Raw genomic sequence first — 25,639 nt, 5'->3', positions numbered from 1 at the left:
ATCTTGTTCCGCTGACCTTCAGGCCTGCGTTTCGTCACTGAAGTGCATTCCGTACGTTTCATCACCGAAGCCGGACATGAAACCAGCCGGTGAATCCTTTAGACGCAAGTCAAGCTTTGCCAGCTCATCCTTAACGTCTTCAATCGACTTCGCACCAAAGTTACGAATATCAAGCAGGTCAGCCTCAGAACGAAGCACCAGCTCACCGATTGTATGGATACCTTCACGCTGCAAGCAATTCTGCGAACGTGCCGGTAGGTTAAGAATGGTAATTGGGCGTTGCAAGTCAGAAGACTGCTGTTCAACAACAGGAGCTTCCTTCAACTCGAGGCCTTCGACTTCTTGGTTCAGCTCAGCCGTCAAACCGAACAGTTCAACGAGGGTCTTACCAGCAGAAGCAAAAGCATCGCGAGGCGCCATGGATGGCTTTGTCTCGACGTCAACGATTAGTTTGTCGAAGTCGGTACGCTGACCAACACGAGTAGCTTCCACCTTGTACGAAACCTTCACGACTGGTGAGTAGATCGAGTCAACTGGGATACGACCGATTTCGTAGTCTGGCGAGTTGTTCTGCTGTGCTGAAACATAGCCACGGCCACGTTCAACAGTCAGATCAATCTCGAGCTTGCCCTTTTCATTCAAGGTTGCGATAAGCAACTCTGGGTTATGAATTTCAACTCCAGCTGGTGGCGTAATATCTGCCGCAGTTACTTCCCCTGGACCAGCCTTCCGCAGATACATCTGCACTGGCTCATCATTTTCGGAAGTAACAACCAGATCTTTGAGGTTCAAAATGATCTGTGCGACGTCTTCTTTTACGCCCTCAATGGTTGAAAACTCATGAAGCACACCGTCGATATGAATCGACGTCACAGCGGCGCCCGGAATGGACGATAGCAGTGTACGACGAAGCGAGTTACCGAGCGTGTAGCCGAAACCTGGCTCAAGCGGGTTAAGCGTGAACCGCGAACGAGTCTCCGAAAGCTTGTCTTCGGTTAGCGTAGGACGCTGTTCAATGATCACTATAGTTTCCTTTCACCGGATGCCCACTATATGACATCCATCAGCCGGCACATGCCGGCAATTACATGTGACAGACCTGAGTAAGTATGTCACCGAGGAAAGGGGACGAACCCCTTACTGATCAAACGCGACGGCGCTTGGGAGGACGGCAACCGTTGTGTGCTTGAGGGGTTACATCAGAAATTGAGGTAACTTCAAGACCGGAAGCTGTCAAGGAACGAATAGCAGTTTCACGACCAGAGCCTGGACCCTTGACGAAAACATCAACCTTCTTCATACCTGCTTCCATTGCGCGACGTGCAGCATTTTCTGCAGCGAGCTGTGCAGCGTATGGAGTGGATTTACGCGAGCCCTTGAAGCCAACCATGCCAGAGGATGTCTGGGCAATAACTTCGCCATTAGGGTCGGTGATCGACACGATCGTGTTGTTAAACGTGGACTTAATATGCGCCTGGCCAGTTAATACGTTCTTTCGCATTGTGCGGCGCGGACGACGCTGAGTCTTTGGTGGCATTTGTTAAAATCTCCTGAAAATTATCGTCGATTCACACCCGAAGGTGGAACTACTTACTTCTTCTTACCTGCAACGGTACGCTTTGGACCCTTACGAGTACGAGCGTTCGTCTTGGTACGCTGACCGTGAACCGGAAGGCCTCGGCGGTGACGGAGACCTTGGTAAGAACCAATCTCAATCTTGCGACGAATGTCAGCCTGAATCTCACGACGGAGATCACCTTCGACCTTGTAGTTTTCGTCGATGTGGTTCTTCAGCTTGACGAGATCATCTTCAGTCAGATCCTTAACACGAGTATCCGGGTTAACGCCGGTAGCGGCGAGGGACTCTAGTGCACGGGTGTGACCAATGCCGAAAATGTAGGTAAGTGCAATCTCTACTCGCTTCTCACGAGGGAGATCGACACCAGATAGACGTGCCATGTGTGTGGCTCCTATATGTTCATTCCGAAGGTGTGGAGCATTGCCGTCCCGATCGGGTTTTGGCCTTCGGACCAAAAGATTGCGCTATGCGCTGACAATGCCTGTTCAATGCGTAGGACTTAGCCCTGACGCTGCTTATGGCGTGGGTTGTCACAGATAACCATGACTCGACCGTGCCGACGAATAACCTTGCAGTTATCGCAAATGCGCTTAACGCTTGGCTTGACCTTCATAGTCTCTAGCTTTCTTTGTCGGTTAACGCAACGTTTAAGCTACGTGTTATTAACGGGGTTACTTGTGGCGATATACGATACGACCACGTGTTAAGTCGTAGGGCGTAAGCTCAACAACCACGCGGTCCTCCGGAAGGATCTTGATGTAGTGCTGACGCATCTTCCCTGAGATGTGCCCGAGCACTACGTGCCCGTTATCTAGTTCGACGCGAAACATTGCATTTGGCAGTGCTTCAACGACAACACCTTCAATTTCAATGACGCCTTCTTTTTTCGCCATTACTCCCGCTAACTTCGATTCGATTCTACGATCACGGTTGCGACCGTAGTTTGATGTCTGATCCACCAACTGATAGATACAAGGCACCAACGCTCTATAATACGTGATTTATAGAGCTAAGCGATAGGGGTTTTAACGTGCATCTCGTCACGCCGAGACCACTGACGAGCCAAAATTGCAAATTAGGCCAACGGCGCAATCTTAATTCCGAATCGTTCTAGCTCAGCCGCTCCCCCATCAGGTTCTGTCAACACCCAGACACCGCCCTTGTGAAGGGCAATCATATGCTCCCAATGACAAGCGTCTTTTCCATCGTCGGTAACAACAGTCCACTCGTCTGCAAGCGTATGATTATCCTGATAGCCTGCGGTGAGCATCGGCTCAATGCACAGCACCATTCCTGGCTTTAGCTTAGGGGTACGTCCATCAATAGAATAGTTGAGAACTTCAGGCTCTTGATGCATCGCGTCGCCAATTCCATGGCCAGTGTAGTCAAGAACGATATCTGGATGCAGTTCACCTTCTAGAGACTCCACATAGTCATCGATCGCATCACCGATATCTCCTACTCGTTTACCTGTTGCCATTGCGGCAATTCCAACCCACATGGATTCCCGAGTGATAGCACTTAATTCTTCACGCGCTGCAGCAACATGCGGATCGCCGCCAGGGACAACAACGCTAATACATGCATCCGCGTGCCAACCGTCAACAACCGCACCGCAATCGAAAGAAACCAAGTCTCCTGGCGCAAGTACTCGCGAACCAGGAATACCATGCACGATTTCATCATTAACAGAAGTACAAATTTGGCCCGGATAATCGTAGTACCCAAAAAAGTTAGAACGCGCACCATTTTTATTCAAAACATCCAGTGCGACTCGGTCCATGTCCGCCGTCGTCACCCCTGGTTTAACAGCTGCACGCAATGCGGCATGAATTTGCGCAACGACCAGGCCCGCGGTACGCATCTTAACGATTTGTTCATCAGTTTTATATTGAATTTTATTTCCCACGACAGTTTCCTTCGATCTTGTAAAGCAGATATAAGTAAACTGCTAGCCACATTGTAGCTAGCAGTTTACTTAGAACAATCAGCTAAGGCCTAGACCTTCCTTAACACCGGCGACGATTCGTGAACGTACCTCTTCGATGGTACCTATACCATCAATAGTGACCAGTTTGCCACGCTTGCGATATGCTTCAATAATCGGTTCGGTAGCTTCGTGGTAAACGGCTACACGATGTGCAATTACCTCAGGCGTATCATCAGCGCGTCCCTCAATCTCCGCACGCTTAAGCAACCGACCTTCGACTTCTTCATCTGGAATAGCAATAACAATCATTGCATCCATGCTCTGATCGTTTTCTGCCAGCATAGAGTCGAGTGCTTCGATCTGCTCGAGAGTACGTGGATAACCGTCCAACAAGAAGCCATTAAGTGCATCCGGCTGCGCTAAGCGGCGGCGAACTATTTCATTAGTGACTGAATCCGGAACCAAATTTCCTTCGCTAATGTAGCGCTGTGCTTCCAGACCAATATCTGACTTGTTAGCGATTTCAGCACGGAAGATTTCACCAGTCGAAATAGCTGGAATACCGAGCGCTTCGGAAACTGCACCGGCTTGGGTCCCCTTGCCTGCTCCCGGAGCTCCAGTAAGAATCAAACGAAAACTCATCGTAGGAATCCTTCATAGTGACGTTGCTGGAGCTGGGCATCAATGTCTTTAACAGTCTGTAGTCCAACACCAACGAGAATGATGATTGACGTTCCACCGAAGCTAAACGTCGTCAACCCCATTTGGGTAAAGACGATCTGCGGAATGAGCGCAACAATCGCCAAATATAATGCACCAACCCAGGTAATACGGTTGATAACGTACCGAAGATAATCTGCAGTTGGCTGTCCAGCTCGGATGCCGGGCACGAAGCCGCCGTACCGTTTCATGTTGTCTGCTACTTCTTCAGGATCAAAAGTAATCGACGTGTAGAAGAACGCGAAGAACAGGATTAGGAAGAAGTAAACGACCAAGTACCAGAATGAATGCGGTGCAAAGTACGTACGCACCCAAGCAGCCCATCCCTCTTGTGCAGTTGAGAATTGTGCGAACATCGTTGGCATCGACAAAATCGATGACGCAAAGATGACTGGAATAACGTTTGCCATGTTGAGCTTGAGCGGAATATACGTCGACGTACCACCATAAGTACGACGGCCGACTACGCGCTTGGCATACTGAACCGGGACACGACGCTGAGACTGCTCTACGAAAACAACGACAACGGTAATTGCTAAGAACATACCCAGTACGATTAGTACCCCAAACCAGCCATGGTTAGACTGGCTGACGTTGCCTAGCATTGCCGGGAAGTTTGCGGCGATACCTGTGAAGATAAGCAAAGACATACCGTTTCCAACACCACGCTCGGTAATAAGCTCCGCCATCCACATAATTAAACCGGTTCCTGCGGTCATCGCGAGAATTGCAATGACTAACTTAACTGCAGAAGCCTCTGGGATCGGATCGACAGTACAATTCTGGAACAACGCACCGTTTGCTACGGATACGGTAACCGACGACTGTAAAATCGCAAGGAAAATGGTTAAATACCGCGTGTATTCGGTGAGCTTAGCTTGCCCAGTCTGTCCTTCTTTCGAAAGTTCTTCAAACCGAGGGATAACGACCTTCATCAACTGAACGATGATCGATGCCGTAATATACGGCATGATTCCGAGCGCAAACACAGCAAGCTTGAGCATAGCCCCGCCGGAGAACATGTTGATTAATGTAAGTAATCCTTCGCTACCAGCTTCATCAAGACATTGCGTTACGTTCTTATACGAAACAAATGGTGCTGGAATAAAAGTACCGAGACGGTAAATCACCATGATCATCACGGTGAAGAGGAGCTTAGCTCGCAAGTCTGGGGTACGGAAGGCTGAGATCAGTGCGTGTAGCAAGGAAGTTCCTCCGATGTTGGAACCGGCCGGAGCCGGGCGCGTGGGACCGACCGGAGCCGGTGTTATGTCATTGTGTAGCTAACGAAAGCTACTGTGCATGGCATATGTGCCAAACACACGTACTTTGACAACTATACCCGCAAATGCGTATTCAAATACAGCCTTAAACAAGTAATGTTTGAGACATTTTGCATGTAAAAGACGGGTTCATAACCACCAAAATGGTTATGAACCCGTCTTAAAAGAATGAGTTTAACTCATCGCTGTTCTAGTGAGCCACCAGCAGCTTCAATCTTTTCCTTTGCGGAAGCAGACCAAGCATCGACGGTAACGTTAACCTTAACGTTGATTTCACCAGTACCGAGAATCTTAACGAGCTTGTTGGCACGAACTGCGCCCTTAGCTACGAGATCGTCAACGGTAACGGTTCCGCCTTCTGGGAAAAGCGACTCAAGCTTGTTCAAGTTAACAACTTGGTATTCGATGCGAGCCGGGTTCTTGAAACCACGGAGCTTAGGCAGACGCATATGCATAGGCATCTGTCCACCTTCGAAACCAGCTTTAACCTGGTAACGTGCCTTAGTACCTTTGGTACCGCGGCCAGCAGTCTTACCCTTTGAACCTTCACCACGACCCACACGAGTGCGAGCTTTGTTGGCGCCGGCTGCTGGGCGAAGATCATGAATCTTTAGAACGTCAGCCATCAGGCAACCTCCTCCACAGTAACCAAGTGAGCTACCGTACGAATCATACCGCGGACAACCGGGGTATCTTCGCGAATAACTGACTGGTGGATCTTGTGCAAACCAAGCGAACGAACCGTATCTTTTTGGTTCTGCTTAGTTCCTACGAGACCTTTGGTCTGAGTAATCTTGAGTTTCATCATGCACCAACTCCTGCAGCGGCAGCTTCGTTCTCAGCACGTTGTGCTTCGAGCTCAGCGTCTTCGCGTTCCTTGGCTTCATGCTCAGTACGCTTGAGCAACATTGACTTAGGAGCAACAGCATCAAGTGGCAAGCCGCGGCGAGCCGCGACAGCCTCAGGCTGTTCAAGTTGCTTCAATGCTGCAATGGTTCCACGCACAATGTTGATAGCATTGGAAGATCCGAGTGACTTTGAAAGAACGTCATGGATTCCCGCGCACTCCATAATTGCACGAACTGGACCGCCTGCGATAACACCAGTACCAGCAGATGCTGGACGGAGCAACACGACGCCAGCAGCGTCACGGGCTTGGACCAAATGTGGAATAGTAGTGCCAATAAGCGGAACCTTGAAGAAGTTCTTCTTTGCTTCCTCAGTACCCTTAGCAATTGCAGCAGGTACTTCCTTTGCCTTGCCGTAGCCAACACCTACGGTGCCGTTGCCGTCTCCAACCACAACGAGTGCGGTGAAGGACATGCGACGTCCACCCTTAACGGTCTTAGCGACACGGTTAATCGTCACGACGCGCTCAATGTAAGCGTTTCGATCTTCGGCGCGACGATCGGTTCGACGATCGCCACGGCGATCATCACGACGGTTATTACGCTCGTTGCGCGAGCCGTCGTTCTCCGAGCCAGCGGCTCGTCCTCGCTGCTGTGCAGCCATAAGAATTTCCTCTCGTTTTGCCAATTTACAGGGTCAGACCAGCTTCACGGGCGCCTTCTGCAACTGCAGCGACACGACCATGATACTTGTTGCCACCGCGATCAAACACGACGGCGGAGATGCCGGCCTCAAGTGCACGCTTGCCGACGAGTTCGCCGACGACGTGTGCTTTTTGGACCTTGGAATCGGATGAGGCGCGCAAATCAACTTCAAGAGTGGACGCAGACACGAGTGTCTTGCCCACGGTATCGTCGATAACCTGCGCAACCATGTGACGATTTGACCGAGTAACAACCAAACGTGGACGTTCGGAAGTACCGGTAATACGCTTGCGTAGTCGGATATGACGGCGAGTACGTGAAACGAACTTGCCCTTGCCCTTTGGAGTAACAGCCATCACTTACCAGCCTTTCCGGCCTTACGGCGAACGTGTTCACCAGCATAGCGAATACCCTTGCCCTTGTAAGGCTCAGGCTTGCGAAGCTTGCGAATGCGAGCAGCCATCTCGCCGACTTGTTGCTTGTTGATACCGCTAATCGAGAACTTTGTTGGAGCTTCGACAGCAAAAGAGATACCTTCTGGAGCCTCAACAAAGATGGTGTGGGAGTAACCGAGCGAGAATTCGAGATCCTTGCCCTTAGCGACAACACGGTATCCAGTACCCACGATTTCGAGGGCCTTAGTAAAGCCTTCAGTAACACCAAGGATGTTGTTAGCGATCAGCGTCCGGGTGAGACCGTGGAGTGAACGAGATACCCGCTCGTCATTTGGGCGACGAACGACAACAGTGTTCTCCTCAATCTCAACGGTGATAGGAGCTGGAACGTTATGAACCAATTCTCCCTTTGGGCCCTTAACGGTGACGACATCGCCGTCAACCTTGACCTCGACGCCAGCAGGGATAGCAATTGGGAGCTTACCAATACGAGACATTGTATAACTCCTTCCTTACCAGATGTAGGCGAGGACTTCCCCACCTACGCCCTTATCTTTGGCCTCACGATCAGTTAGCAGACCTGACGACGTAGACAAAATAGCTACGCCAAGTCCACCGAGAACCTGAGGAAGATTTGTGGACTTCGCGTAAACGCGAAGACCCGGCTTTGAAATACGGCGCAAGCCGGCGAGCGAACGCTCACGGTTTGGACCAAACTTCAAGTTGAGGGTGAGCGTCTTGCCCACCTTGGCATCTTCGACAATAAAGTCGGCGATGTAACCCTCACGCTGAAGGATGTTGGCGATATTTGCCTTCATCTTCGAGTACGGCATCGAAACCGACTCGTGGAACGCCGAGTTGGCGTTGCGCAGACGCGTGAGCATATCTGCAATTGGGTCTGTCATAGACATCGGGCTTTTGCCCTTTCTCGTCGCGGTTTCCTATTAAGACCTGCGACGTAGATTCTTACCAGCTGGACTTCGTGACACCGGGCAGTTCGCCACGGTGAGCCATCTCGCGCAAGCAGATACGGCACAAGCCGAACTTGCGGTATACCGAGTGTGGACGGCCGCAGCGCTGACAACGTGTGTAAGCGCGGACGGCGAACTTAGGCTTGCGTGCAGCCTTTACCTTTAATGAGGTCTTTGCCATTCTTGTCAGTCCTCCTTGAACGGGAATCCAAGGTGACGCAACAATGCACGTCCCTCGTCGTCAGTCTTTGCGGTTGTAACAACGGTGATATCCATACCACGAACGCGATCGATCTTATCCTGATCAATCTCGTGGAATACGGACTGTTCAGTCAAACCGAATGTGTAGTTACCATGTCCATCGAACTGCTTTGACGAAAGGCCGCGGAAGTCGCGGATACGTGGCAATGCAGTTGCGAGAAGACGATCCAGGAACTCCCACATACGGTCGCCACGCATAGTTACATGGCAACCAATTGCCTGTCCTTCACGAAGCTTGAACTGAGCGATAGACTTACGAGCTCGGTTGATCTGTGGCTTCTGACCGGTAATAGCGGTGATATCAGCGATAGCGCCTTCCAATACCTTAGAGTCACGAGCCGCATCACCAACACCCATATTGACTACGATCTTCTCGAGTCCAGGAATTTGATGGATATTTGCATATTTGAACTCATCGTTCATCTTAGAACGAATTTCGTCAGCGTACTTAGTCTTCAAACGCGGAGTAATTTTCTCGCTCACAGTTCGATTTCCTTTCCACCGCGACGTCCAATACGTTCACGCATGATCTTCTTACGACCGTCACGCTCTACTTCAACCTCGCGGAAGCCAACGCGGATTGGCTTCTTATCTGGACCAACGAGGGCCACGTTCGAGATGTGAATAGGAGCTTCGACGGTTTCAATGCCACCAGTAGCAGCACCGCGGTCAGTACGACCAACCTTGGTGTGCTTCTTAACTCGGGCAACGCCTTCGACGATGACGCGGTCTTCAGCTGGGATAACAGAAAGAACTGTTCCCTGCATGCCCTTGTCACGTCCAGCGATTACCTGAACTAGGTCACCCTTCTTGATCTTCGCCATTTCTCAGATCACCTCCGGTGCCAATGAAACGATACGCATGAACTTCTTATCACGAAGCTCACGAGCAACGGGGCCGAAGATACGGGTACCACGTGGCTCGTTCTCGTTCTTCAGGATGACAGCTGCATTTTCGTCGAAACGAATATACGAGCCGTCAGCGCGACGAGTGCTCTTCTTTGCGCGGACGACGACCGCCTTGACGACGTCGCCCTTCTTTACATTTCCGCCAGGAATAGCATCCTTGACGGTGGCGACAATCGTGTCGCCAATTCCGGCGTAGCGCTTGCCAGAACCGCCAAGCACGCGGATGCATAGGATTTCCTTAGCACCGGTGTTGTCGGCGATCTTAAGCCGCGACTCCTGCTGGATCATTTACATTTCTCCTGTCGTCGTGCCGGTTCTCGTTTAACGAGCCTTGCCGAACGGATGGTTTGCTTTCCCGGGCGTTGCCGCCCGGGATACATCACTTTGCCTTCTCGATAATCTCGACCACGCGGAAGTGCTTGGTCGCAGACAACGGTCGGGTTTCCATGATACGTACGAGATCGCCAACCTGGACCTCGTTAGATTCATCATGGGCCTTGACGCGCTTGGTACGGGTCATGACCTTGCCGTAAAGCGGATGCTTACGACGGTCTTCAACCTCGACCACAACGGTCTTGTCCATCTTGTCAGATACTACATAACCACGGCGAACTTTGCGATGGTTTCGCACTGTGGTATCAGTCAACTTTTCCTGCTCGCTCATGTGGGACCTCACTTCTTAGCCGTCGGAGCGGTGCGAATTCCGAGCTCACGCTCGCGGGCAATTGTGTAAATGCGGGCAATATTGCGACGCACTTCCTTTAGACGACCGGAATCTTCCAGACGGTGGGTCACGGCTGAGAAACGAAGGTTGAAGAGTTCTTCCTTCGATTCCTTCAGACGCTCGGCGAGCTCAACTTCAGTGAGCTTGTCTAGCTCTTCAGTGCTGATGCCCTTAGCCATCATTCACCATCCTCACGGGTAACAAAACGGGTCTTCATTGGGAGCTTGTGCATTGCACGCTCCATTGCTTCGCGAGCTAGGTTCTCTGGCACGCCAGCAAGTTCGAACATGATGCGCCCTGGCTTCACGTTAGCAACCCAAGTCTCGACTGGGCCCTTACCGGAACCCATACGAAGACCAAGAGCCTTCTTGGTAAGCGGGCGATCTGGGAAGATATTAATCCATACCTTACCACCACGCTTAACGTGACGTGTCATAGCAATACGAGCTGCTTCAATCTGACGGTTGGTAACATATGCCGGCTCCAGTGCCTGGATACCGTATTCACCGAATGCAATCTGGTTTCCGCCCTTAGACATGCCCGAGCGAGTCGGACGATGCTGCTTGCGGTACTTTGTGCGGCGGGGAATGAGCATGAAACTCAGGCCTCCGTTTCCTGGGTCTTTGCCGGCTCAGTTGCCGGAGCTTCAGTTGCTGGAGCAGCTTTCTGCTCAGCAGACTGGTTCGAACGTGCACCACGGTTTGGACGATCGCCACGACGACCACGACGTTCGCCACCACGTCCACCACGACCACGTGGGGCTTCAGCAAGTGAACGGTAGTATTCGGCGTCGGTTACGTCACCGCGGTAGATCCATACCTTCACGCCAATGCGACCGAAGGTGGTGCGTGCCTCGTAGAAACCGTAGTCGATGTTAGCGCGCAAGGTGTGCAGTGGAACTCGACCTTCACGGTAGAATTCCGCACGCGACATTTCTGCGCCGCCAAGACGACCGGAGCACTGAACACGGATACCCTTAGCGCCAGCACGCTGTGCGGACTGAATGCCCTTACGCATAGCGCGGCGGAAAGAGACACGTGCTGCCAACTGCTCAGCAATACCCTGAGCAACGAGCTGTGCATCAGCTTCTGGGTTCTTAACTTCGAGAATATTGAGCTGAACAGCCTTGCCGGTCAGCTTCTCGAGGTCCTGGCGAAGACGATCAGCCTCTGCGCCACGGCGACCAATCACAATGCCCGGACGAGCAGTGTGAATGTCAATGACGACGCGCTCGGTACGACGCTCAATGTTCACGCGGGAAATTCCAGCGCGCTCGAGATCGTTTTCAACCTTGCGGCGAATCTTGATGTCTTCTTCAATGTAATCGCGGTAGCGCTGACCTTCCTTGGTGGAGTCAGCGAACCACTTTGACCGATGATCGGTGGTGATACCGAGACGGAAACCGGTCGGGTTTACTTTCTGTCCCACAATCAGGCTCCCTTCTTCTCGTCACCGACGATAACGGTGATGTGGCTTGTTCGCTTCAAAATACGGTTCGCACGGCCCTGAGCGCGTGGCTGAATGCGCTTCATCGTAGGACCTTCATCAACGTAAGCAGCGGTAACAATCAAATCAGCGTCGTCAAAACGCTCATTTGCTTGCTCAGCAGCATAACGTGCATTTGCCATTGCCGACTCAAGAATCTTCTTAACATCGGTAGCAATTGCTTGTGGTGCGAACTTTAGTAGGTCGACCGCTGCGAGTGCACGCATACCACGGATCTCGTTGATCACGCGACGTGCCTTCTGCGGCGTTACACGTACATAACGTGCCTGTGCCTTGGCTTCCATAATCCTGCCTAACTCTCTCGCGCTGCCTTACCGGCGGCGGCCCTTGCGGTCGTCCTTCTCGTGACTACGGAAAGTACGAGTTGGAGCGAATTCGCCGAGCTTGTGGCCGACCATGGATTCGGTGACGAACACCGGAACATGCTTGCGGCCGTCGTGGACTGCAAAGGTGTGACCTAGGAAGTCGGGGGTAATAACCGACCGACGGGACCAGGTCTTGATAACGTTCTTGGTACCCTTTTCGTTCTGATCGTCAACCTTTTTCATAAGGTGTTCGTCAACGAACGGGCCCTTTTTCAAACTACGCGGCATTGCTCATATCCTCCTGATTAGCGCTTCTTGCCAGTCTTGCGACGGCGCACAATGAGCTTGTCGCTGGGCTTGTTGGGGTGGCGTGTACGGCCTTCCTTCTTGCCCCATGGTGAGACTGGGTGACGACCACCAGAGGTCTTACCTTCACCACCACCATGTGGGTGGTCAACCGGGTTCATGACAACACCACGGACAGTTGGGCGAACGCCCTTCCACCGCATGCGGCCAGCTTTACCCCAATTGACATTGGACTGCTCAGCATTGCCAACTTCGCCAACAGTTGCACGGCAGCGCGCGTCGACGTTACGAATTTCGCCAGATGGCATACGTAGCTGGGCGTACTTGCCTTCCTTAGCAACGAGCTGAACCGATGCTCCAGCAGAGCGGGCAATCTTTGCTCCGCCGCCTGGACGCAACTCCACAGCGTGGATAACGGTACCAACTGGAATGTTACGAAGTGGCAGGTTATTGCCTGGCTTGATGTCAGCAGACGGACCGTTCTCAACCATCATGCCCTGCTTGAGATTGACCGGAGCCAAGATGTAACGCTTCTCGCCGTCTACGTAGTGTAGAAGAGCGATACGAGCGGTACGGTTCGGATCGTACTCAATATGAGCAACACGAGCTGGAATGCCGTCCTTGTCGTGACGACGGAAGTCAATCACGCGGTACTGGCGCTTATGTCCACCGCCCTTGTGGCGAGTGGTGATGCGGCCGGCATTGTTGCGGCCACCAGTCTTAGAGAGCGGGCGCAGGAGCGACTTCTCCGGCGTCGATCGGGTGATCTCAGCGAAGTCGGCGACGCTCGCACCGCGACGACCTGGTGTCGTCGGCTTGTACTTACGAATTCCCATGAGTTCTTATCCTCAATATCCTGCCGGCGTTAGCCGACGATCTCGCCGTAGATGTCGATCGTGCCCTCACGGAGGGTGACAATGGCTCGCTTGGTTGCCTTGCGACGGCCGATGCCGTTGCGAGTGCGGCGAGTCTTGCCTGCACGATTCTGAGTATTCACGGACTCAACCTTGACACCAAAGATTTTCTCGATGGCGATCTTGATTTCCGTCTTGTTCGCGGATGGGTGCACCAAGAAGGTGTACTTTCCTTCATCCTCGCCACGAGCTGACTTTTCAGTTGCTACTGGGGCAAGAATGACGTCACGCGGATCCTTGTTGTGGAACGCTGCGTACTGAGTCACTTCGTCTCCTCCTTGCTGTGTGCACCGGTGAAGGTGTCAAGAGCGGCTTGGGTGAAGATGACGTCGTCGGCAACGAGCACATCGTAGGCGTTGAGCTGATCAACGTAAATGGTGTGTGCTTCTGGAAGGTTACGTAGCGAGAGAACCGAAGTCTCATCGTTGCGCTCTAGCACAACGAGTGCGCTACGCTCTTCAACAACCTTGTTAACGAGGTTGAGAGCAGCCTTCGTTGATGGAGTTGCGGACTCGACGATGCCGGTAACGACGTGAATACGACCGTTACGTGCACGATCAGACAGAGCCTGACGGAGTGCAGCAGCAATCATCTTCTTTGGGGTGCGCTGCGAGTAATCGCGTGGCTGTGGGCCATGGACAGTACCACCGCCAGTGAAGTGAGGAGCACGAATCGAACCCTGACGAGCGCGACCAGTACCCTTCTGCTTGAATGGCTTCACGCCACCACCACGAACTTCGCCGCGGGTCTTGGTCTTATGTGTGCCCTGACGTGCAGCGGCAAGCTGAGCAACAACAACCTGGTGGATGAGTGGAATGTTAATCTCGAGATCGAATGACTCTGCTGGGAGAGTCACCGAACCGGCCTTAGCGCCTGTGGTGTCGAGGATGTCAACCTTGAGGTCTGCCATTTAGATCAGGCTCCCTTCACGGCAGTACGGATCACGACGACGCCACCCTTGTTACCCGGGATAGCGCCAGATACGAGAATCAAATCGTTCTCGGTATCAATGGCGTGAATGGTCAAATTTTGCACTGTGACGCGAGCGTTGCCCATGCGACCAGCCATACGCATACCACGGAAAACGCGGGATGGGGTGGAACATGCGCCGATCGAGCCTGGCTTACGGTGGTTACGGTGAGCACCGTGGGAAGCGGAAACACCGGCGAAGCCGTGACGCTTCATAACACCAGCGAAGCCCTTGCCCTTAGACTTACCGATAACATCGATTGTCTGGCCAGCTTCAAAAGTTTCCACGCCAATTTCTTGGCCCAAGGAATACTCTTGCGCATCAACAGTACGGATTTCTGCAACGTGACGACGTGGCTCAACGCCAGCCTTCTCAAAGTGTCCCTTGAGTGGCTTGGTCACGTTCTTAGCTTTCAACTCGCCAGAAGCAATCTGGACAGCCGAATAGCCATCGATTTCAGGTGTACGAACCTGAGTAACAACGTTCTTACCAACACGAACGACAGTCACTGGAATAAGGTTTGCATTCTCATCCCAGACCTGGGTCATGCCGAGCTTGGTGCCAAGCAGGGCCTTAACTGGCGCTACTTTGGCAGTAGTGATGTTCTTGGTCATTTTATGCGTTACCTCAGAGCTTGATCTCGACGCTTACGTCGGCTGGAAGATCCAGACGGCGGAGCGTGTCAATGGTCTTCAGAGTCGGATCGACAATGTCGATCAGTCGCTTATGCGTACGCATTTCGAAGTGTTCGCGACTGTCCTTGTACTTGTGGGGCGAGCGAATGACCGTGAAAACGTTCTTCTCGGTCGGCAACGGCACTGGGCCCACGACCGACGCTCCTGTACGGGTAACTTCGTCGACGAGCTTTTTCGCTGCGTTGTCGATGACCTCATGGTCATAAGACTTCAGACGGATGCGGATCTTTTGTCCCGCCATGGCGTCGTCTCCCTCTCTTCTACCGCGGAACACTGAAACCCGCACTCGGGCGTGTCGCAGTTAAGCATTCAACAACGTCAAGCCCTATGAGATTTTCAGTGAACCGGCCTTATGTACCGAAATACTTTTGTACCTCGGCCAAGTTCTACGTCTGGTTACAACCAGACAACTTGATAAGTATTGCAAATAAATGCACCACTCCTCAAGTTATGGCAACTGTTGGTGTCTCATTCCACATTGCCACGTAGATTTTAGATTGAATAGAAAAGTGGGGCCCTGCATTCGCAGAACCCCACTTCGGTAAGTATCTACCTAAGCGTCATCACTTGATGATCTTGGTGACTCGACCTGAACCAACGGTACGGCCACCCTCACGGATAGCGAAACCGAGGCCCTCTTCCATAGCGATTGGCTGGATGAGCTCAACCGTCATGTCGGTGTTGTCGCCTGGCATAACCATTTCGGTGCCCTCTGGAAGGGTGATCACGCCGGTAACATCAGTGGTACGGAAGTAGAACTGTGGACGGTAGTTGGAGAAGAATGGGTTGTGACGTCCACCTTCATCCTTGCCGAGCACGTAGACCTGAGCTTCGAAGTTGGTGTGTGGGGTGATGGTGCCTGGCTTGGCAACAACCTGTCCACGCTCAACTTCTTCACGCTTGGTACCACGGAGCAAGAGACCACAGTTCTCGCCAGCCTCAGCGTAGTCCATCTGCTTGTGGAACATTTCGATTCCGGTAACAGTGGTCTTCTGTGGGGCGCGGATACCGAGGATTTCGACTTCCTCGTTGAGCTTGAGAACGCCACGCTCTGCACGGCCGGTGACGACGGTTCCACGACCGGTAATCGTGAAGACGTCCTCGATTGGCATGAGGAATGGCTTGTCAAGGTCACGCACTGGATCGTCGAAGTAGGTATCGACTGCTTCCATGAGCTCTTCGATGGACTTGGACCACTCAGCGTCGCCTTCAAGAGCCTTGAGAGCCGAGATCTTGACGATTGGGAGATCGTCGCCCGGGTAATCCTGGGAGGAAAGAAGTTCGCGAACTTCCATTTCGACGAGCTCGAGGATTTCCTCATCGTCGACCATGTCAGCCTTGTTAAGGGCAACGATGATCTGTGGAACGCCAACCTGACGAGCAAGAAGAACGTGCTCACGGGTCTGTGCCATTGGGCCGTCGGTGGCGGCGACAACGAGAATTGCGCCGTCCATCTGTGCAGCACCGGTAATCATGTTCTTGATGTAATCGGCGTGGCCTGGAGCGTCAACGTGTGCGTAGTGACGCTTTTCGGTCTGGTATTCAACGTGGGAAACGTTGATGGTAATACCACGCTGACGCTCTTCTGGAGCATTGTCAACCTGGTCGAACGGGGTGAACTCGTTCAGTTCTGGGTACTTTTCCGCTAGAACTTTGGTAATCGCAGCGGTCGTCGTCGTCTTTCCGTGATCAACGTGACCGATGGTGCCGATGTTCATATGCGGCTTGGACTTGTCGTACTTGGCCTTTGCCACTTTCGCCCTCCTGGGACTCGATGTTATTTGGTCTTCAGTTTATAAGTTTTGTGCGCTAAGCACCAAACCGTGACTAAAGAGATCCTACTGGTCGATTGGATTAATTGAAAATCAGACCTGCTGGCTCACTCGCCACGGGTCTTCTGGATGATCTCGTCGGCAACAGCCTTCGGGACTTCCTGGTACTTCGCGAACTGCATGGAGTACACCGCGCGACCCTGCGTCTTTGAACGCAAGTCACCAATGTATCCGAACATTTCGGAAAGCGGGACGAGAGCGCGAACGATCTTGACACCAGTCGCGTCCTCCATCGAGGAGATCAGACCACGGCGAGAATTGAGATCGCCGATGACATCTCCCATGTACTCTTCTGGAGTACGAACCTCCACGTCCATCACTGGTTCGAGGATGACTGGCTTAGCGCGCTTAGCGCCTTCGCGGAACACCATCTGACCAGCAATCTTGAACGCCATTTCGGAGGAGTCGACGTCGTGGTACGCACCGTCTTCGAGCGTGGCCTTCACGTTCACCATTGGGAAGCCGGCGAGAACACCGTTTTCCATAGCGGCCTGAATACCAGCGTCAACAGACGGAATGTACTCGCGTGGCACGCGGCCACCGGTCACAGCGTCAACAAACTCGTAAGTCTTGCCCTCTTCGTTTTCCTCAAGAGGCTCGAAGGTAACAATGACCTTAGCGAACTGACCGGAACCACCGGTCTGCTTCTTGTGGGTGTAATCAATGGACTTTGCCGTAGCACGAATCGTCTCACGGTAAGCAACCATCGGCGCACCAACATTAGCCTCAACCTTGAACTCACGACGCATACGGTCGATGATGATGTCAAGGTGAAGTTCTCCCATACCACCGATAACGGTCTGGCCGGACTCTTCATCCAGGCGAACAGTGAAGGTTGGATCCTCTTCTGCAAGCTTCTGGATAGCGATACCAAGCTTTTCCTGATCCGCTTTCGACTTTGGCTCGACGGCGACGTGGATAACTGGCTCCGGGAACGTCATCGATTCAAGTGAAATTGGGTGGTTGAGATCTGTCAAGGAATCACCAGTGGTGGTGTCCTTAAGACCGATTACAGCGTAGATATGACCTGCGTGAGCAGTATCTACCGGGTTTTCCTTGTTGGAGTGCATCTGGAAGATCTTTCCGATGCGTTCCTTCTTGCCCTTGGTCGCATTCAGAACCTGCGAACCGGCATCCATCTTTCCAGAGTAGACGCGGACATAGGTGAGACGACCGAAGAATGGGTGAACTGCAATCTTGAATGCAAGAGCGGCGAATGGTTCCTTCTCATCTGGCTGACGAACAAGTTCAACTTCTTCGTCACGTGGGTCAACACCCTTAACCTCGCCCACGTCAAGTGGAGATGGAAGGAAGTCAACAACAGCGTCAAGAACTGGCTGGATGCCAATATTCTTGTAAGCCGAACCACAGTAAACTGGGAAACCTTCGCCAGCAATCGTCATGCGACGAATGACAACCTTGAGCTCGTCAATGGTTGGTTCTTCGCCACCGAGGTACTTGTCAAGAAGATCTTCGTCGTTCTCGGCAACCTGCTCGACAAGCGCAGAACGATATTCTTCAGCTTTCTCGAGGAGGTCTGCCGGAATCTCTTCTTCCACAACAAGGCTACCCATAGTAGCGTTGCCCTTATCGTCCTTCTCTGGGAAGCGCAATGCTTTCATGTTAAGAAGATCGACAACACCCGCGATATCAGACTCTGCACCAATCGGCAGTTCCATGATAATCGGGGTGGCGTGGAGACGATCCTTTAGAGTCTGGACGGAGAAGTAGAAATCCGCACCCATCTTATCCATCTTGTTGATGAAGCAGATACGTGGGACGTTGTACTTGTCAGCCTGACGCCAAACGGTTTCAGACTGAGGCTCAACACCTTCCTTACCGTCGAAGACAGCGACTGCACCGTCGAGAACACGGAGTGAACGCTCCACCTCAACGGTGAAGTCAACGTGTCCAGGGGTGTCAATGATGTTGATCTGATGGCCCTTCCAGAAGGAGGTAACAGCAGCGGAGGTAATTGTAATACCGCGCTCTTTTTCCTGCTCCATCCAGTCAGTTGTGGATGCGCCATCATGTGTTTCACCGAGCTTGTAGTTAATACCGGTGTAGAAGAGGATACGCTCAGTGACAGTGGTTTTACCCGCGTCAATGTGCGCCATAATTCCGATGTTACGGACCTTTTTAAGGTCGGTAAGCACTTCGTGTGCCATGGATCTCTTTCCTGATCATGCCGAGCAAATGCCCGACGTCGTTTTACCAGCGGTAATGCGCAAATGCGCGGTTCGCTTCGGCCATCTTGTGCATGTCCTCGCGACGCTTAACAGCAGCACCGAGGCCATTTGCGGCGTCCATAATTTCGTTCTGCAAACGCTCGAGCATGGTGTGCTCACGGCGTCCACGAGAGAAATCAACGAGCCAGCGAAGTGCAAGAGTATTAGCGCGGCCCGACTTAACCTCAACCGGCACCTGATATGTTGCGCCACCGACGCGGCGGGAACGCACTTCAAGCTGGGGACGAATATTGTCTAGAGCGCGCTTAAGAACAGCGAGTGGCTCTTGACCTGTCTTTTCTCCAACTGCTTCGAGTGCGCCATAAACGATACGCTCTGCAGTGGACTTTTTGCCGTCAAGAAGGACGCGGTTGATGAGCTGGGTAACGACGGTTGAGCCGTGAACCGGATCAGCAATGAGTGGGCGCTTGCGCGCTGGACCCTTACGTGGCATTACTTCTTCTCCTTCTTCGCACCGTACTTGGAACGACCCTGGTTACGGGACTTGACACCCTGGGTATCAAGCGCACCGCGAACGATGTGGTAACGCACACCTGGAAGGTCCTTTACACGACCACCGCGAACGAGCACGATTGAGTGCTCCTGGAGGTTGTGACCTTCGCCCGGAATGTAAGCGGTAACTTCGATACCGGATGATAGACGGACACGAGCAACCTTACGAAGAGCCGAGTTAGGCTTCTTTGGGGTTGTGGTGTACACACGGGTGCACACGCCACGACGCTGCGGGCTAGCCTTCAGCGCCGGCGTGTTGGATGAACTCGCCTTGCTGGAGCGGCCCTTACGGACCAGCTGCTGAATAGTTGGCACTATTTCTCCTGTTGATATGTCAATAGTCGAACTGCCCGCCTGCTCGCCTTTTTCGAACCTGCGGTCGGAAAGACACCGTTCTTTCCTAACGTCCATGCGCATGCACATTCAAAATACCGACCGTGTGGAGACGGGCTTTTACGTAAAAGCAAACGGTTTTCCGAACTGGCAACGTCATACGCGTGGAACGGGCACCGTTCTTAAGACTAACTAATCCGCACTGTAACAGTCAAAGACTGGAGCGAAATTTCTTAGTGGCAATAGGCACACAGCCCCCTAGAATCGGAATTTCTTACGAAATTTCCACATTTAAGTTAACAATCTCACACATATTGTCTAACAATGACTCCATCTGAGAATAATCTGCGTTCAGCTCATCTGTCTTTTCAAGACTTTCACCGAACTGCTCTAGCTTACGCAATGAGCTACCGGTACGTGCTTTAGCTCCTGCAACCGTAGCAGCAAGCTCAGATCCAAAGCTATCAGTCACCGTCATCGATGCCGTCGTTTCCCACAAGCTGAGTAGCTGCCGTGGAATTGCCACTGCTTCCGCTACTTGCCGCACGTAGTCACGGGCAGCATGCATATACGCCGTCGTCCGGCGCGTTTGTTCACGCAAGGTTACGATGTCCTCTTTAAGCACATCGCCTAACATAACAAGCGCACGGAACTGCTCATCATGGTTTGCAACGTCAGAATCTAGTATTTCCGCAACAAACTGACCGTACATAAAAATGTGTAAACGACTCAAAGCGATACGGAACTGGGTTCGCGAAACATTCTTCGTTAATTCAACCAATTTTTCGGACAGAGAATCCATGTAGCCCTTAACAATACCCTGCATCTGGACCCATACTGTCAACGGCATCGTCAACGAGGCAAGCTCTGGCCGATCTGCTCCATAGAATGTAAACTTTTGTCCTACTTCAGCCATGAAGGCCATATCTTCAGCCACGCGCGTCACCGTTTGGGCAATATTCTCCGCCATCTCAGACAGAACGACTTGCTTCGTCATCCACTCGCTAAACTGCTCGTAGACACTACACGCCTTTTCTAACACTGGAACGAGAACGTCATCCCCTTGCCGAGAAGGAAATCCCCCAGCCTGCGCTTCGCGTAATGAAACTTCTGACACTAATGCGGTATTTTGGAAATCTTCATAAGCGCTGATTCCAGCTCCTGCCAACGTTGCCACAAGCACGCCTACGCCCAGCTCAGCAGCAACACGTCGGCTCTTCCCCGTAGCCACTGCTTCGCGCTCTGCTTTACGCACGACAGCATAAATATCACTAGCAGTCGAATATAAAAGCTCATCGCATGGTTTAGACCGAACCGAGAGATAACCCCCAGAAGGAAGTGGCGTGATCGTAGCAAATACCCGATACTCCGATCCGTCGGCAGCCAAATTTCGAACGTAGGCCGCGAATGGCTCCCCTGCCTGCAACGTATCCCACATGACCTTAAACGCTGCACCGGGCATATCCGGATGTCGAATAATATTATGCGGAGCACCATTGAGCTGCTCTCGAGAATACCGCGACATCCGCGTAAAAACACTGTTCGACAGGTCAATTACACCCTTGTCATCAGTGGTTGAAAAGAATAATTCATCAACCGGAACAACGTGCAGTGCGCCAGTAGGTTCTACCATGCCAAAATTCCTCTGGTTAATAAAAGGGAAGCGGTGGTGTTTTACCACCGCTTCCCTATTATCTCATTGTTATCGGATAGATCAGAAATTAGAACCGTATCCGTAACCTGATGCATCGTAATCATCAAAAGAACCATAACTGTAGAAATCATCAAATGATTCCATTCCGGTTCCCATGAATGAATTGAGCTGCTCATATTCGGCGCGAGCCTCGTCGGTCGGCTCAACACGCAACTTACGTAGTGTCTCCAAGCCAGTACCCGCAGGAATGAGCTTACCGAGGATGACGTTTTCCTTCAGACCAGCAAGTGGATCAGACTTCGAATTGAGGGCAGCCTCAGTCAAAACCTTCGTCGTCTCCTGGAAGGAAGCAGCCGATAGCCATGAATCGGTAGCCAACGAAGCCTTTGTAATACCCATCAGTTCTGGACGACCAGATGCTGGGCGACCGCCTTCAGCCAAAACTGCTCGGTTGGCGCTCTCAAATACAGCGACGTCGACAAGCTCACCTGGAAGTAAGCGGGTATCACCAGAGTCGAGAACTGTAACGCGACGCAACATCTGGCGTACGATAACTTCGATGTGTTTATCGTGGATCTCAACACCCTGGGAACGGTAAACGTGCTGTACCTCAGAAACAAGGTGCAACTGAGTGGTACGACGTCCCGAGATTCGCAAAACCTTCTTTGGATCAATCAAGCCTTCAACAAGCTGCTGACCAACAGTTACATGTGTCCCTTCAGGAACAAGTAGCTTTGCACGCTTGCCAACGAGGTAAACCAAGTCTTCATCGCCATCGTCACGCTTGATGATCAACCGGCGAGAGCGCTCGAGATCTTCGATTTCCAGCTTTCCAGCGGCTTCTGCTAGCGGAGCTTCACCCTTTGGTGTACGTGCTTCGAACAGTTCCTGGACACGTGGCAAACCCTGTGTAATGTCTTCTGCCGAAGCAGCACCACCGGTGTGGAAGGTACGCATTGTCAGCTGGGTTCCTGGTTCGCCAATCGACTGAGCCGAAACGATACCAACAGCTTCGCCAATGTCGACCAACTTGCCGGTCGCAAGCGAACGGCCGTAGCACATTGCACACGTGCCGACGCGAGAGTTACAGGTAAGCACCGAGCGGACCGAAATCTGCTTGATACCGGCGTTAAGGAGTGTCTCCAGTGCGACGTCGCCCATATCTGTTCCAGCTGCAACAAGAACGTTTCCTGCTTCATCAAGAACATCCTTAGCTAAGGTACGAGCGTAAACCGAAGTATCGATTTCTTCGTTTGGAAGAATCTTACCGGACTCCCACTGTTCTTGAGATACTTCCTTTTCAGACACAGTTGTTGGCACGCCATTAACTACGACTTCGCGTAATTCATTGCCCTCTTTATCAACTGCGACGATGAACTTCGTCAAGCCGCGTGAAGTACCACAGTCTTGTTCGCGCACAATAACGTCCTGTGCCACGTCAACCAGACGACGAGTCAGGTATCCCGACTCAGCAGTACGCAACGCGGTATCTGCTAGACCCTTACGAGCACCGTGTGTTGCGGTGAAGTACTCAAGGGCGGATAGACCTTCACGGTAGTTAGACGTGATTGGACGAGGAATAATTTCGCCCTTTGGATCTGCCACGAGACCACGCATACCAGCAACCTGGCGAATCTGCATCCAGTTACCACGAGCACCCGAGGTAACCATGATGTTCACGTTGTTCCACTCATCGAAGTTCTTACGCATTTCCTCAGCAACCTGGTCGGTTACTTCGGTCCACAGCGCAACGAGGTCCTTACGGCGGTCTTCGTCACGAATGTTACCTTCTTGGAAATCCATTTCGATCTTAGCTGCCCGCTTTTCTGCAGCAGCCAAAATATCCTTCTTGGTTTGCGGCGGAATAACATCAGAAACCGCAATGGTGACACCAGAACGTCCACCCCAGTAGAAACCAGTTGACTTCAACGCATCAAGTGAAGCACCGACGTCGACCTTCGGGTAACGCTCAGCGAGCTCGTTAATGATCGCACCCAAAACCTTCTTGCCCACAACTTTATTGATGAACGGGAAGGTTGTTGGCAGAGCTTCATTGAAGATAGCACGACCAAGGGTGGTTTCAAGGATGATCGGATCGCCCTCTTCATAGTTAGCCGGAGCTTCCCAATCCCGAGGTGGAACGATGTCGTTTGCTGGGAACCGCAAATGGATCTTGGAGTTAAGATCCAACTGTCCCAAATCAAACGCCATTTGTGCTTCGGCTACCGAGGAGAAGTAACGACCTTCGCCGTCACCGCCATCCCGGACCACGGTCAAGTGGTAAAGGCCAATAATCATGTCCTGTGCCGGAACGGTCACTGGGCGACCATCAGACGGCTTGAGGATGTTATTAGCAGAGAGCATCAAGATGCGGGCTTCGGCCTGAGCTTCCACAGACAGCGGCAAGTGTACTGCCATCTGATCGCCGTCGAAGTCAGCGTTGAACGCAGAACACACGAGTGGGTGCAAGCGAATAGCTTTTCCTTCGATCAGTTGTGGTTCGAATGCCTGGATACCCAAACGGTGCAGAGTTGGTGCACGGTTAAGAAGTACCGGATGCTCACGAATAACCTCTTCGAGAACGTCGAAAACTTCGTCACGCTGACGCTCGATCAGTCGCTTTGCTGCCTTGATGTTCTTAGCTAGTTCGAGATCAACCAAGCGCTTCTGCACGAAAGGTTTGAAGAGCTCAAGTGCCATCGTCTTTGGCAAACCACACTGGTGAAGCTTGAGGGTTGGTCCGACGACGATAACGGAACGGCCAGAGTAGTCAACACGCTTACCGAGCAAGTTCTGACGGAAACGTCCCTGCTTTCCTTTGAGCATGTCCGAAATCGACTTCAATGGACGGTTGCCAGCGCCCTGAACTGGGCGACCACGACGACCGTTGTCGAACAACGCATCAACAGCTTCCTGAAGCATACGCTTTTCGTTATTGACCATAATCTCTGGAGCATTGAGATCAATCATGCGCTGCAAGCGGTTGTTACGATTGATCACACGACGGTAGAGATCGTTCAAATCTGAGGTAGCGAAACGGCCACCGTCGAGTTGAACCATTGGGCGCAGATCCGGTGGGATAACCGGAAGAGCGTCAAGCACCATAGCTTCTGGCTTTGTACCAGAATGCAAGAATGCGTTAACAACCTTAATGCGCTTCAGAGCACGGGTCTTACGCTGTGCAGTGCCAGTTTCAATCTGTTCGACCAGAGCTTCATGCTCGGCTTCCAAATCAAAATCGCGCAAGCGACGCTGAATTGCCTCAGCCCCACGGAATGCCTGGAAGTAGTCTCCCCAGCGCAAAACCATTTCGCGGTATGCGTCTTCGTCGCCTTCAAGGTCACCAACCTTAAGCTTGGTGAACTTGTCCCAGACGTCTTCAAGGCGGGTGATATCGTCGTCGTACTCACGGCGAACACGACGAGCATCACTCTCTGCATTACGCTTAATCTTTGCGCGTGCAGCTGCGTCCTCACCGTTCTTCTCAGCCTCAGCAAGTGCCTCCTCTTCAGCCTTGAGACGCTTCTCAACTGCAGCATCACGTTCCTTTTCAAGATTGGAACGCTCCAGTTCGTATTCAGCAGTCAGGGCTGGCAGGTCATTATGACGACGCTCAGCATCGACATCGGTGACCATATAGGCCGCAAAGTAGATGACTTTTTCGAGGTCCTTTGGAGCGATATCCAGCAAATAACCAAGACGTGATGGAACACCCTTGAAGTACCAGATGTGTGTCACTGGTGCGGCAAGCTCAATATGTCCCATCCGCTCGCGGCGGACCTTCGAACGAGTAACTTCAACACCGCATCGTTCACAAACGATGCCCTTGTAACGTGGGCGCTTGTATTTACCACAGGCGCATTCCCAGTCACGGGTTGGGCCGAAGATCTGTTCACCGAACAGACCATCCTTTTCCGGCTTTAACGTACGGTAATTAATGGTTTCTGGCTTAGTGACAGTACCATGGCTCCACTTGCGCACATCGTCTGACGTGGCCAGCGAAATGTGGAGCTGATCAAAAAGATTGACGTCGAGCAAGATTCCTACTTCCTCAAGTAA

General features: G+C 52.1%; 35 protein-coding genes. All 35 read right to left on the bottom strand.

The window, feature by feature from the left end; translation table 11 throughout:
- Positions 1-18: 18 nt before the first annotated feature.
- Positions 19-1,023, bottom strand: coding sequence for a DNA-directed RNA polymerase subunit alpha (locus KSO86_RS00525; protein ID WP_216379464.1), 1,005 nt, complete (start codon positions 1,021-1,023; stop codon positions 19-21).
- A 121-nt stretch (positions 1,024-1,144) separates the two neighbouring features.
- On the bottom strand, positions 1,145-1,537 hold the full coding sequence (gene rpsK / locus KSO86_RS00520) for a 30S ribosomal protein S11 (protein WP_091280297.1): 393 nt from the start codon (positions 1,535-1,537) through the stop codon (positions 1,145-1,147).
- Between the two features lie 53 nt (positions 1,538-1,590).
- On the bottom strand, positions 1,591-1,959 hold the full coding sequence (gene rpsM / locus KSO86_RS00515; protein ID WP_091280295.1) for a 30S ribosomal protein S13: 369 nt from the start codon (positions 1,957-1,959) through the stop codon (positions 1,591-1,593).
- Positions 1,960-2,078: 119 nt separating this feature from the next.
- On the bottom strand, positions 2,079-2,192 hold the full coding sequence (rpmJ, locus tag KSO86_RS00510; RefSeq protein WP_013170544.1) for a 50S ribosomal protein L36: 114 nt from the start codon (positions 2,190-2,192) through the stop codon (positions 2,079-2,081).
- A gap of 58 nt (positions 2,193-2,250) precedes the next feature.
- Positions 2,251-2,472, bottom strand: coding sequence for a translation initiation factor IF-1 (gene infA, locus KSO86_RS00505; RefSeq protein ID WP_013170545.1), 222 nt, complete (start codon positions 2,470-2,472; stop codon positions 2,251-2,253).
- A gap of 182 nt (positions 2,473-2,654) precedes the next feature.
- A complete protein-coding gene (gene map, locus KSO86_RS00500) occupies positions 2,655-3,488 on the bottom strand; it encodes a type I methionyl aminopeptidase (protein WP_216379463.1) in 834 nt (277 codons plus the stop codon).
- A 78-nt stretch (positions 3,489-3,566) separates the two neighbouring features.
- The gene (locus tag KSO86_RS00495; RefSeq protein ID WP_216379462.1) at positions 3,567-4,151 is read right to left on the bottom strand and encodes an adenylate kinase; all 585 of its coding nucleotides are present in this window, start codon (positions 4,149-4,151) and stop codon (positions 3,567-3,569) included.
- Positions 4,148-5,434, bottom strand: a complete 1,287-nt coding sequence (secY, locus tag KSO86_RS00490) for a preprotein translocase subunit SecY (protein WP_216379461.1) — start codon at positions 5,432-5,434, stop codon at positions 4,148-4,150. The genes KSO86_RS00495 and secY overlap by 4 nt, the downstream gene beginning before the upstream one ends.
- Before the next feature lie 257 nt (positions 5,435-5,691).
- Positions 5,692-6,138: a 50S ribosomal protein L15 gene (gene rplO, locus KSO86_RS00485; protein ID WP_216379460.1), complete on the bottom strand. Its 447-nt coding sequence runs from the start codon at positions 6,136-6,138 to the stop codon at positions 5,692-5,694.
- On the bottom strand, positions 6,138-6,320 hold the full coding sequence (gene rpmD, locus KSO86_RS00480; protein WP_091280283.1) for a 50S ribosomal protein L30: 183 nt from the start codon (positions 6,318-6,320) through the stop codon (positions 6,138-6,140). The genes rplO and rpmD overlap by 1 nt, the downstream gene beginning before the upstream one ends.
- Positions 6,317-7,024 (bottom strand): 30S ribosomal protein S5, encoded by a 708-nt coding sequence (rpsE, locus tag KSO86_RS00475; RefSeq protein WP_216379459.1) that lies wholly within the window; start codon positions 7,022-7,024, stop codon positions 6,317-6,319. The genes rpmD and rpsE overlap by 4 nt, the downstream gene beginning before the upstream one ends.
- Positions 7,025-7,049: 25 nt before the next feature.
- Entirely contained in the window at positions 7,050-7,421 is a 372-nt protein-coding gene (gene rplR / locus KSO86_RS00470) for a 50S ribosomal protein L18 (protein ID WP_216379496.1), read from the bottom strand.
- Positions 7,421-7,957, bottom strand: a complete 537-nt coding sequence (gene rplF, locus KSO86_RS00465; protein WP_216379458.1) for a 50S ribosomal protein L6 — start codon at positions 7,955-7,957, stop codon at positions 7,421-7,423. The genes rplR and rplF overlap by 1 nt, the downstream gene beginning before the upstream one ends.
- A 15-nt stretch (positions 7,958-7,972) precedes the next feature.
- Entirely contained in the window at positions 7,973-8,371 is a 399-nt protein-coding gene (gene rpsH, locus KSO86_RS00460) for a 30S ribosomal protein S8 (RefSeq protein ID WP_216379457.1), read from the bottom strand.
- Between the two features lie 55 nt (positions 8,372-8,426).
- Positions 8,427-8,612 (bottom strand): type Z 30S ribosomal protein S14, encoded by a 186-nt coding sequence (locus tag KSO86_RS00455; protein ID WP_091280272.1) that lies wholly within the window; start codon positions 8,610-8,612, stop codon positions 8,427-8,429.
- Between the two features lie 5 nt (positions 8,613-8,617).
- Positions 8,618-9,163: a 50S ribosomal protein L5 gene (gene rplE / locus KSO86_RS00450; RefSeq protein WP_091282563.1), complete on the bottom strand. Its 546-nt coding sequence runs from the start codon at positions 9,161-9,163 to the stop codon at positions 8,618-8,620.
- A gap of 8 nt (positions 9,164-9,171) precedes the next feature.
- A complete protein-coding gene (rplX, locus tag KSO86_RS00445) occupies positions 9,172-9,516 on the bottom strand; it encodes a 50S ribosomal protein L24 (RefSeq protein WP_091280270.1) in 345 nt (114 codons plus the stop codon).
- Between the two features lie 3 nt (positions 9,517-9,519).
- The gene (gene rplN, locus KSO86_RS00440; protein WP_013170571.1) at positions 9,520-9,888 is read right to left on the bottom strand and encodes a 50S ribosomal protein L14; all 369 of its coding nucleotides are present in this window, start codon (positions 9,886-9,888) and stop codon (positions 9,520-9,522) included.
- Positions 9,889-9,979: 91 nt separating this feature from the next.
- Positions 9,980-10,264 carry a 30S ribosomal protein S17 gene (gene rpsQ, locus KSO86_RS00435; protein ID WP_091280268.1) on the bottom strand — a complete coding sequence of 95 codons (285 nt, stop codon included), beginning with the start codon at positions 10,262-10,264 and terminating at the stop codon, positions 9,980-9,982.
- Between the two features lie 8 nt (positions 10,265-10,272).
- Positions 10,273-10,506, bottom strand: a complete 234-nt coding sequence (gene rpmC / locus KSO86_RS00430; RefSeq protein ID WP_366491117.1) for a 50S ribosomal protein L29 — start codon at positions 10,504-10,506, stop codon at positions 10,273-10,275.
- The gene (gene rplP / locus KSO86_RS00425) at positions 10,503-10,919 is read right to left on the bottom strand and encodes a 50S ribosomal protein L16 (RefSeq protein WP_091280264.1); all 417 of its coding nucleotides are present in this window, start codon (positions 10,917-10,919) and stop codon (positions 10,503-10,505) included. Before rplP ends, rpmC begins: the two co-directional genes overlap by 4 nt.
- Positions 10,920-10,924: 5 nt before the next feature.
- Complete coding sequence (rpsC, locus tag KSO86_RS00420) at positions 10,925-11,752, bottom strand: 30S ribosomal protein S3 (protein ID WP_216379456.1); 828 nt, start codon at positions 11,750-11,752, stop codon at positions 10,925-10,927.
- A 2-nt stretch (positions 11,753-11,754) separates the two neighbouring features.
- Positions 11,755-12,114, bottom strand: a complete 360-nt coding sequence (gene rplV / locus KSO86_RS00415; protein WP_216379455.1) for a 50S ribosomal protein L22 — start codon at positions 12,112-12,114, stop codon at positions 11,755-11,757.
- A gap of 27 nt (positions 12,115-12,141) precedes the next feature.
- Positions 12,142-12,423, bottom strand: coding sequence for a 30S ribosomal protein S19 (rpsS, locus tag KSO86_RS00410; protein WP_091280258.1), 282 nt, complete (start codon positions 12,421-12,423; stop codon positions 12,142-12,144).
- Positions 12,424-12,440: 17 nt separating this feature from the next.
- The gene (gene rplB, locus KSO86_RS00405; RefSeq protein WP_216379454.1) at positions 12,441-13,277 is read right to left on the bottom strand and encodes a 50S ribosomal protein L2; all 837 of its coding nucleotides are present in this window, start codon (positions 13,275-13,277) and stop codon (positions 12,441-12,443) included.
- A gap of 29 nt (positions 13,278-13,306) precedes the next feature.
- The gene (gene rplW / locus KSO86_RS00400) at positions 13,307-13,621 is read right to left on the bottom strand and encodes a 50S ribosomal protein L23 (RefSeq protein ID WP_091280255.1); all 315 of its coding nucleotides are present in this window, start codon (positions 13,619-13,621) and stop codon (positions 13,307-13,309) included.
- Entirely contained in the window at positions 13,618-14,265 is a 648-nt protein-coding gene (rplD, locus tag KSO86_RS00395; RefSeq protein ID WP_216379453.1) for a 50S ribosomal protein L4, read from the bottom strand. The genes rplW and rplD overlap by 4 nt, the downstream gene beginning before the upstream one ends.
- A 5-nt stretch (positions 14,266-14,270) precedes the next feature.
- Positions 14,271-14,939, bottom strand: coding sequence for a 50S ribosomal protein L3 (rplC, locus tag KSO86_RS00390; RefSeq protein ID WP_091280252.1), 669 nt, complete (start codon positions 14,937-14,939; stop codon positions 14,271-14,273).
- Between the two features lie 13 nt (positions 14,940-14,952).
- Positions 14,953-15,261 (bottom strand): 30S ribosomal protein S10, encoded by a 309-nt coding sequence (rpsJ, locus tag KSO86_RS00385; protein ID WP_013170582.1) that lies wholly within the window; start codon positions 15,259-15,261, stop codon positions 14,953-14,955.
- A gap of 322 nt (positions 15,262-15,583) precedes the next feature.
- Positions 15,584-16,774, bottom strand: a complete 1,191-nt coding sequence (gene tuf / locus KSO86_RS00380; protein WP_216379452.1) for an elongation factor Tu — start codon at positions 16,772-16,774, stop codon at positions 15,584-15,586.
- A gap of 125 nt (positions 16,775-16,899) precedes the next feature.
- Entirely contained in the window at positions 16,900-19,020 is a 2,121-nt protein-coding gene (fusA, locus tag KSO86_RS00375; protein WP_091280249.1) for an elongation factor G, read from the bottom strand.
- Between the two features lie 43 nt (positions 19,021-19,063).
- Positions 19,064-19,534 carry a 30S ribosomal protein S7 gene (gene rpsG / locus KSO86_RS00370; RefSeq protein ID WP_216431715.1) on the bottom strand — a complete coding sequence of 157 codons (471 nt, stop codon included), beginning with the start codon at positions 19,532-19,534 and terminating at the stop codon, positions 19,064-19,066.
- A complete protein-coding gene (gene rpsL, locus KSO86_RS00365) occupies positions 19,534-19,908 on the bottom strand; it encodes a 30S ribosomal protein S12 (RefSeq protein WP_013170586.1) in 375 nt (124 codons plus the stop codon). Before rpsL ends, rpsG begins: the two co-directional genes overlap by 1 nt.
- A gap of 292 nt (positions 19,909-20,200) precedes the next feature.
- Complete coding sequence (locus KSO86_RS00360) at positions 20,201-21,559, bottom strand: PAS domain-containing protein (RefSeq protein WP_216379451.1); 1,359 nt, start codon at positions 21,557-21,559, stop codon at positions 20,201-20,203.
- A gap of 81 nt (positions 21,560-21,640) precedes the next feature.
- Positions 21,641-25,618 (bottom strand): DNA-directed RNA polymerase subunit beta', encoded by a 3,978-nt coding sequence (gene rpoC / locus KSO86_RS00355; RefSeq protein WP_216379450.1) that lies wholly within the window; start codon positions 25,616-25,618, stop codon positions 21,641-21,643.
- Between the last annotated feature and the right edge of the window lie 21 nt (positions 25,619-25,639).

It is taken from the genome of Arcanobacterium phocae, assembly GCF_018913465.1.
Lineage (GTDB): Bacteria > Actinomycetota > Actinomycetes > Actinomycetales > Actinomycetaceae > Arcanobacterium > Arcanobacterium phocae_A.
This window is presented reverse-complemented; position numbering and strand designations above follow the sequence as displayed.

Excerpts from the sequence above, each read along its gene's own strand:
- rpsE (WP_216379459.1), bottom strand. The coding sequence starts at position 7,024 with ATGGCTGCACAGCAGCGAGGACGAGCCGCTGGCTCGGAGAACGACGGC.
- rplB (WP_216379454.1), bottom strand. The coding sequence starts at position 13,277 with ATGGGAATTCGTAAGTACAAGCCGACGACACCAGGTCGTCGCGGTGCG.
- KSO86_RS00495 (WP_216379462.1), bottom strand. The coding sequence starts at position 4,151 with ATGAGTTTTCGTTTGATTCTTACTGGAGCTCCGGGAGCAGGCAAGGGG.
- rpsS (WP_091280258.1), bottom strand. The coding sequence starts at position 12,423 with ATGCCGCGTAGTTTGAAAAAGGGCCCGTTCGTTGACGAACACCTTATG.
- rplV (WP_216379455.1), bottom strand. The coding sequence starts at position 12,114 with ATGGAAGCCAAGGCACAGGCACGTTATGTACGTGTAACGCCGCAGAAG.
- rpmD (WP_091280283.1), bottom strand. The coding sequence starts at position 6,320 with ATGATGAAACTCAAGATTACTCAGACCAAAGGTCTCGTAGGAACTAAG.
- rpsH (WP_216379457.1), bottom strand. The coding sequence starts at position 8,371 with ATGTCTATGACAGACCCAATTGCAGATATGCTCACGCGTCTGCGCAAC.
- rpsJ (WP_013170582.1), bottom strand. The coding sequence starts at position 15,261 with ATGGCGGGACAAAAGATCCGCATCCGTCTGAAGTCTTATGACCATGAG.
- rplN (WP_013170571.1), bottom strand. The coding sequence starts at position 9,888 with ATGATCCAGCAGGAGTCGCGGCTTAAGATCGCCGACAACACCGGTGCT.
- rpsQ (WP_091280268.1), bottom strand. The coding sequence starts at position 10,264 with ATGAGCGAGCAGGAAAAGTTGACTGATACCACAGTGCGAAACCATCGC.
- KSO86_RS00360 (WP_216379451.1), bottom strand. The coding sequence starts at position 21,559 with ATGGTAGAACCTACTGGCGCACTGCACGTTGTTCCGGTTGATGAATTA.
- rpsM (WP_091280295.1), bottom strand. The coding sequence starts at position 1,959 with ATGGCACGTCTATCTGGTGTCGATCTCCCTCGTGAGAAGCGAGTAGAG.
- KSO86_RS00455 (WP_091280272.1), bottom strand. The coding sequence starts at position 8,612 with ATGGCAAAGACCTCATTAAAGGTAAAGGCTGCACGCAAGCCTAAGTTC.
- rplO (WP_216379460.1), bottom strand. The coding sequence starts at position 6,138 with ATGGCTGACGTTCTAAAGATTCATGATCTTCGCCCAGCAGCCGGCGCC.
- rplX (WP_091280270.1), bottom strand. The coding sequence starts at position 9,516 with ATGGCGAAGATCAAGAAGGGTGACCTAGTTCAGGTAATCGCTGGACGT.
- rplP (WP_091280264.1), bottom strand. The coding sequence starts at position 10,919 with ATGCTCATTCCCCGCCGCACAAAGTACCGCAAGCAGCATCGTCCGACT.
- rpmJ (WP_013170544.1), bottom strand. The coding sequence starts at position 2,192 with ATGAAGGTCAAGCCAAGCGTTAAGCGCATTTGCGATAACTGCAAGGTT.
- rpsK (WP_091280297.1), bottom strand. The coding sequence starts at position 1,537 with ATGCCACCAAAGACTCAGCGTCGTCCGCGCCGCACAATGCGAAAGAAC.
- infA (WP_013170545.1), bottom strand. The coding sequence starts at position 2,472 with ATGGCGAAAAAAGAAGGCGTCATTGAAATTGAAGGTGTTGTCGTTGAA.
- rplC (WP_091280252.1), bottom strand. The coding sequence starts at position 14,939 with ATGACCAAGAACATCACTACTGCCAAAGTAGCGCCAGTTAAGGCCCTG.
- rplR (WP_216379496.1), bottom strand. The coding sequence starts at position 7,421 with ATGGCTGTTACTCCAAAGGGCAAGGGCAAGTTCGTTTCACGTACTCGC.
- rplF (WP_216379458.1), bottom strand. The coding sequence starts at position 7,957 with ATGTCTCGTATTGGTAAGCTCCCAATTGCTATCCCTGCTGGCGTCGAG.
- rpsG (WP_216431715.1), bottom strand. The coding sequence starts at position 19,534 with ATGCCACGTAAGGGTCCAGCGCGCAAGCGCCCACTCATTGCTGATCCG.
- rplD (WP_216379453.1), bottom strand. The coding sequence starts at position 14,265 with ATGGCAGACCTCAAGGTTGACATCCTCGACACCACAGGCGCTAAGGCC.
- fusA (WP_091280249.1), bottom strand. The coding sequence starts at position 19,020 with ATGGCACACGAAGTGCTTACCGACCTTAAAAAGGTCCGTAACATCGGA.
- rpmC (WP_366491117.1), bottom strand. The coding sequence starts at position 10,506 with ATGATGGCTAAGGGCATCAGCACTGAAGAGCTAGACAAGCTCACTGAA.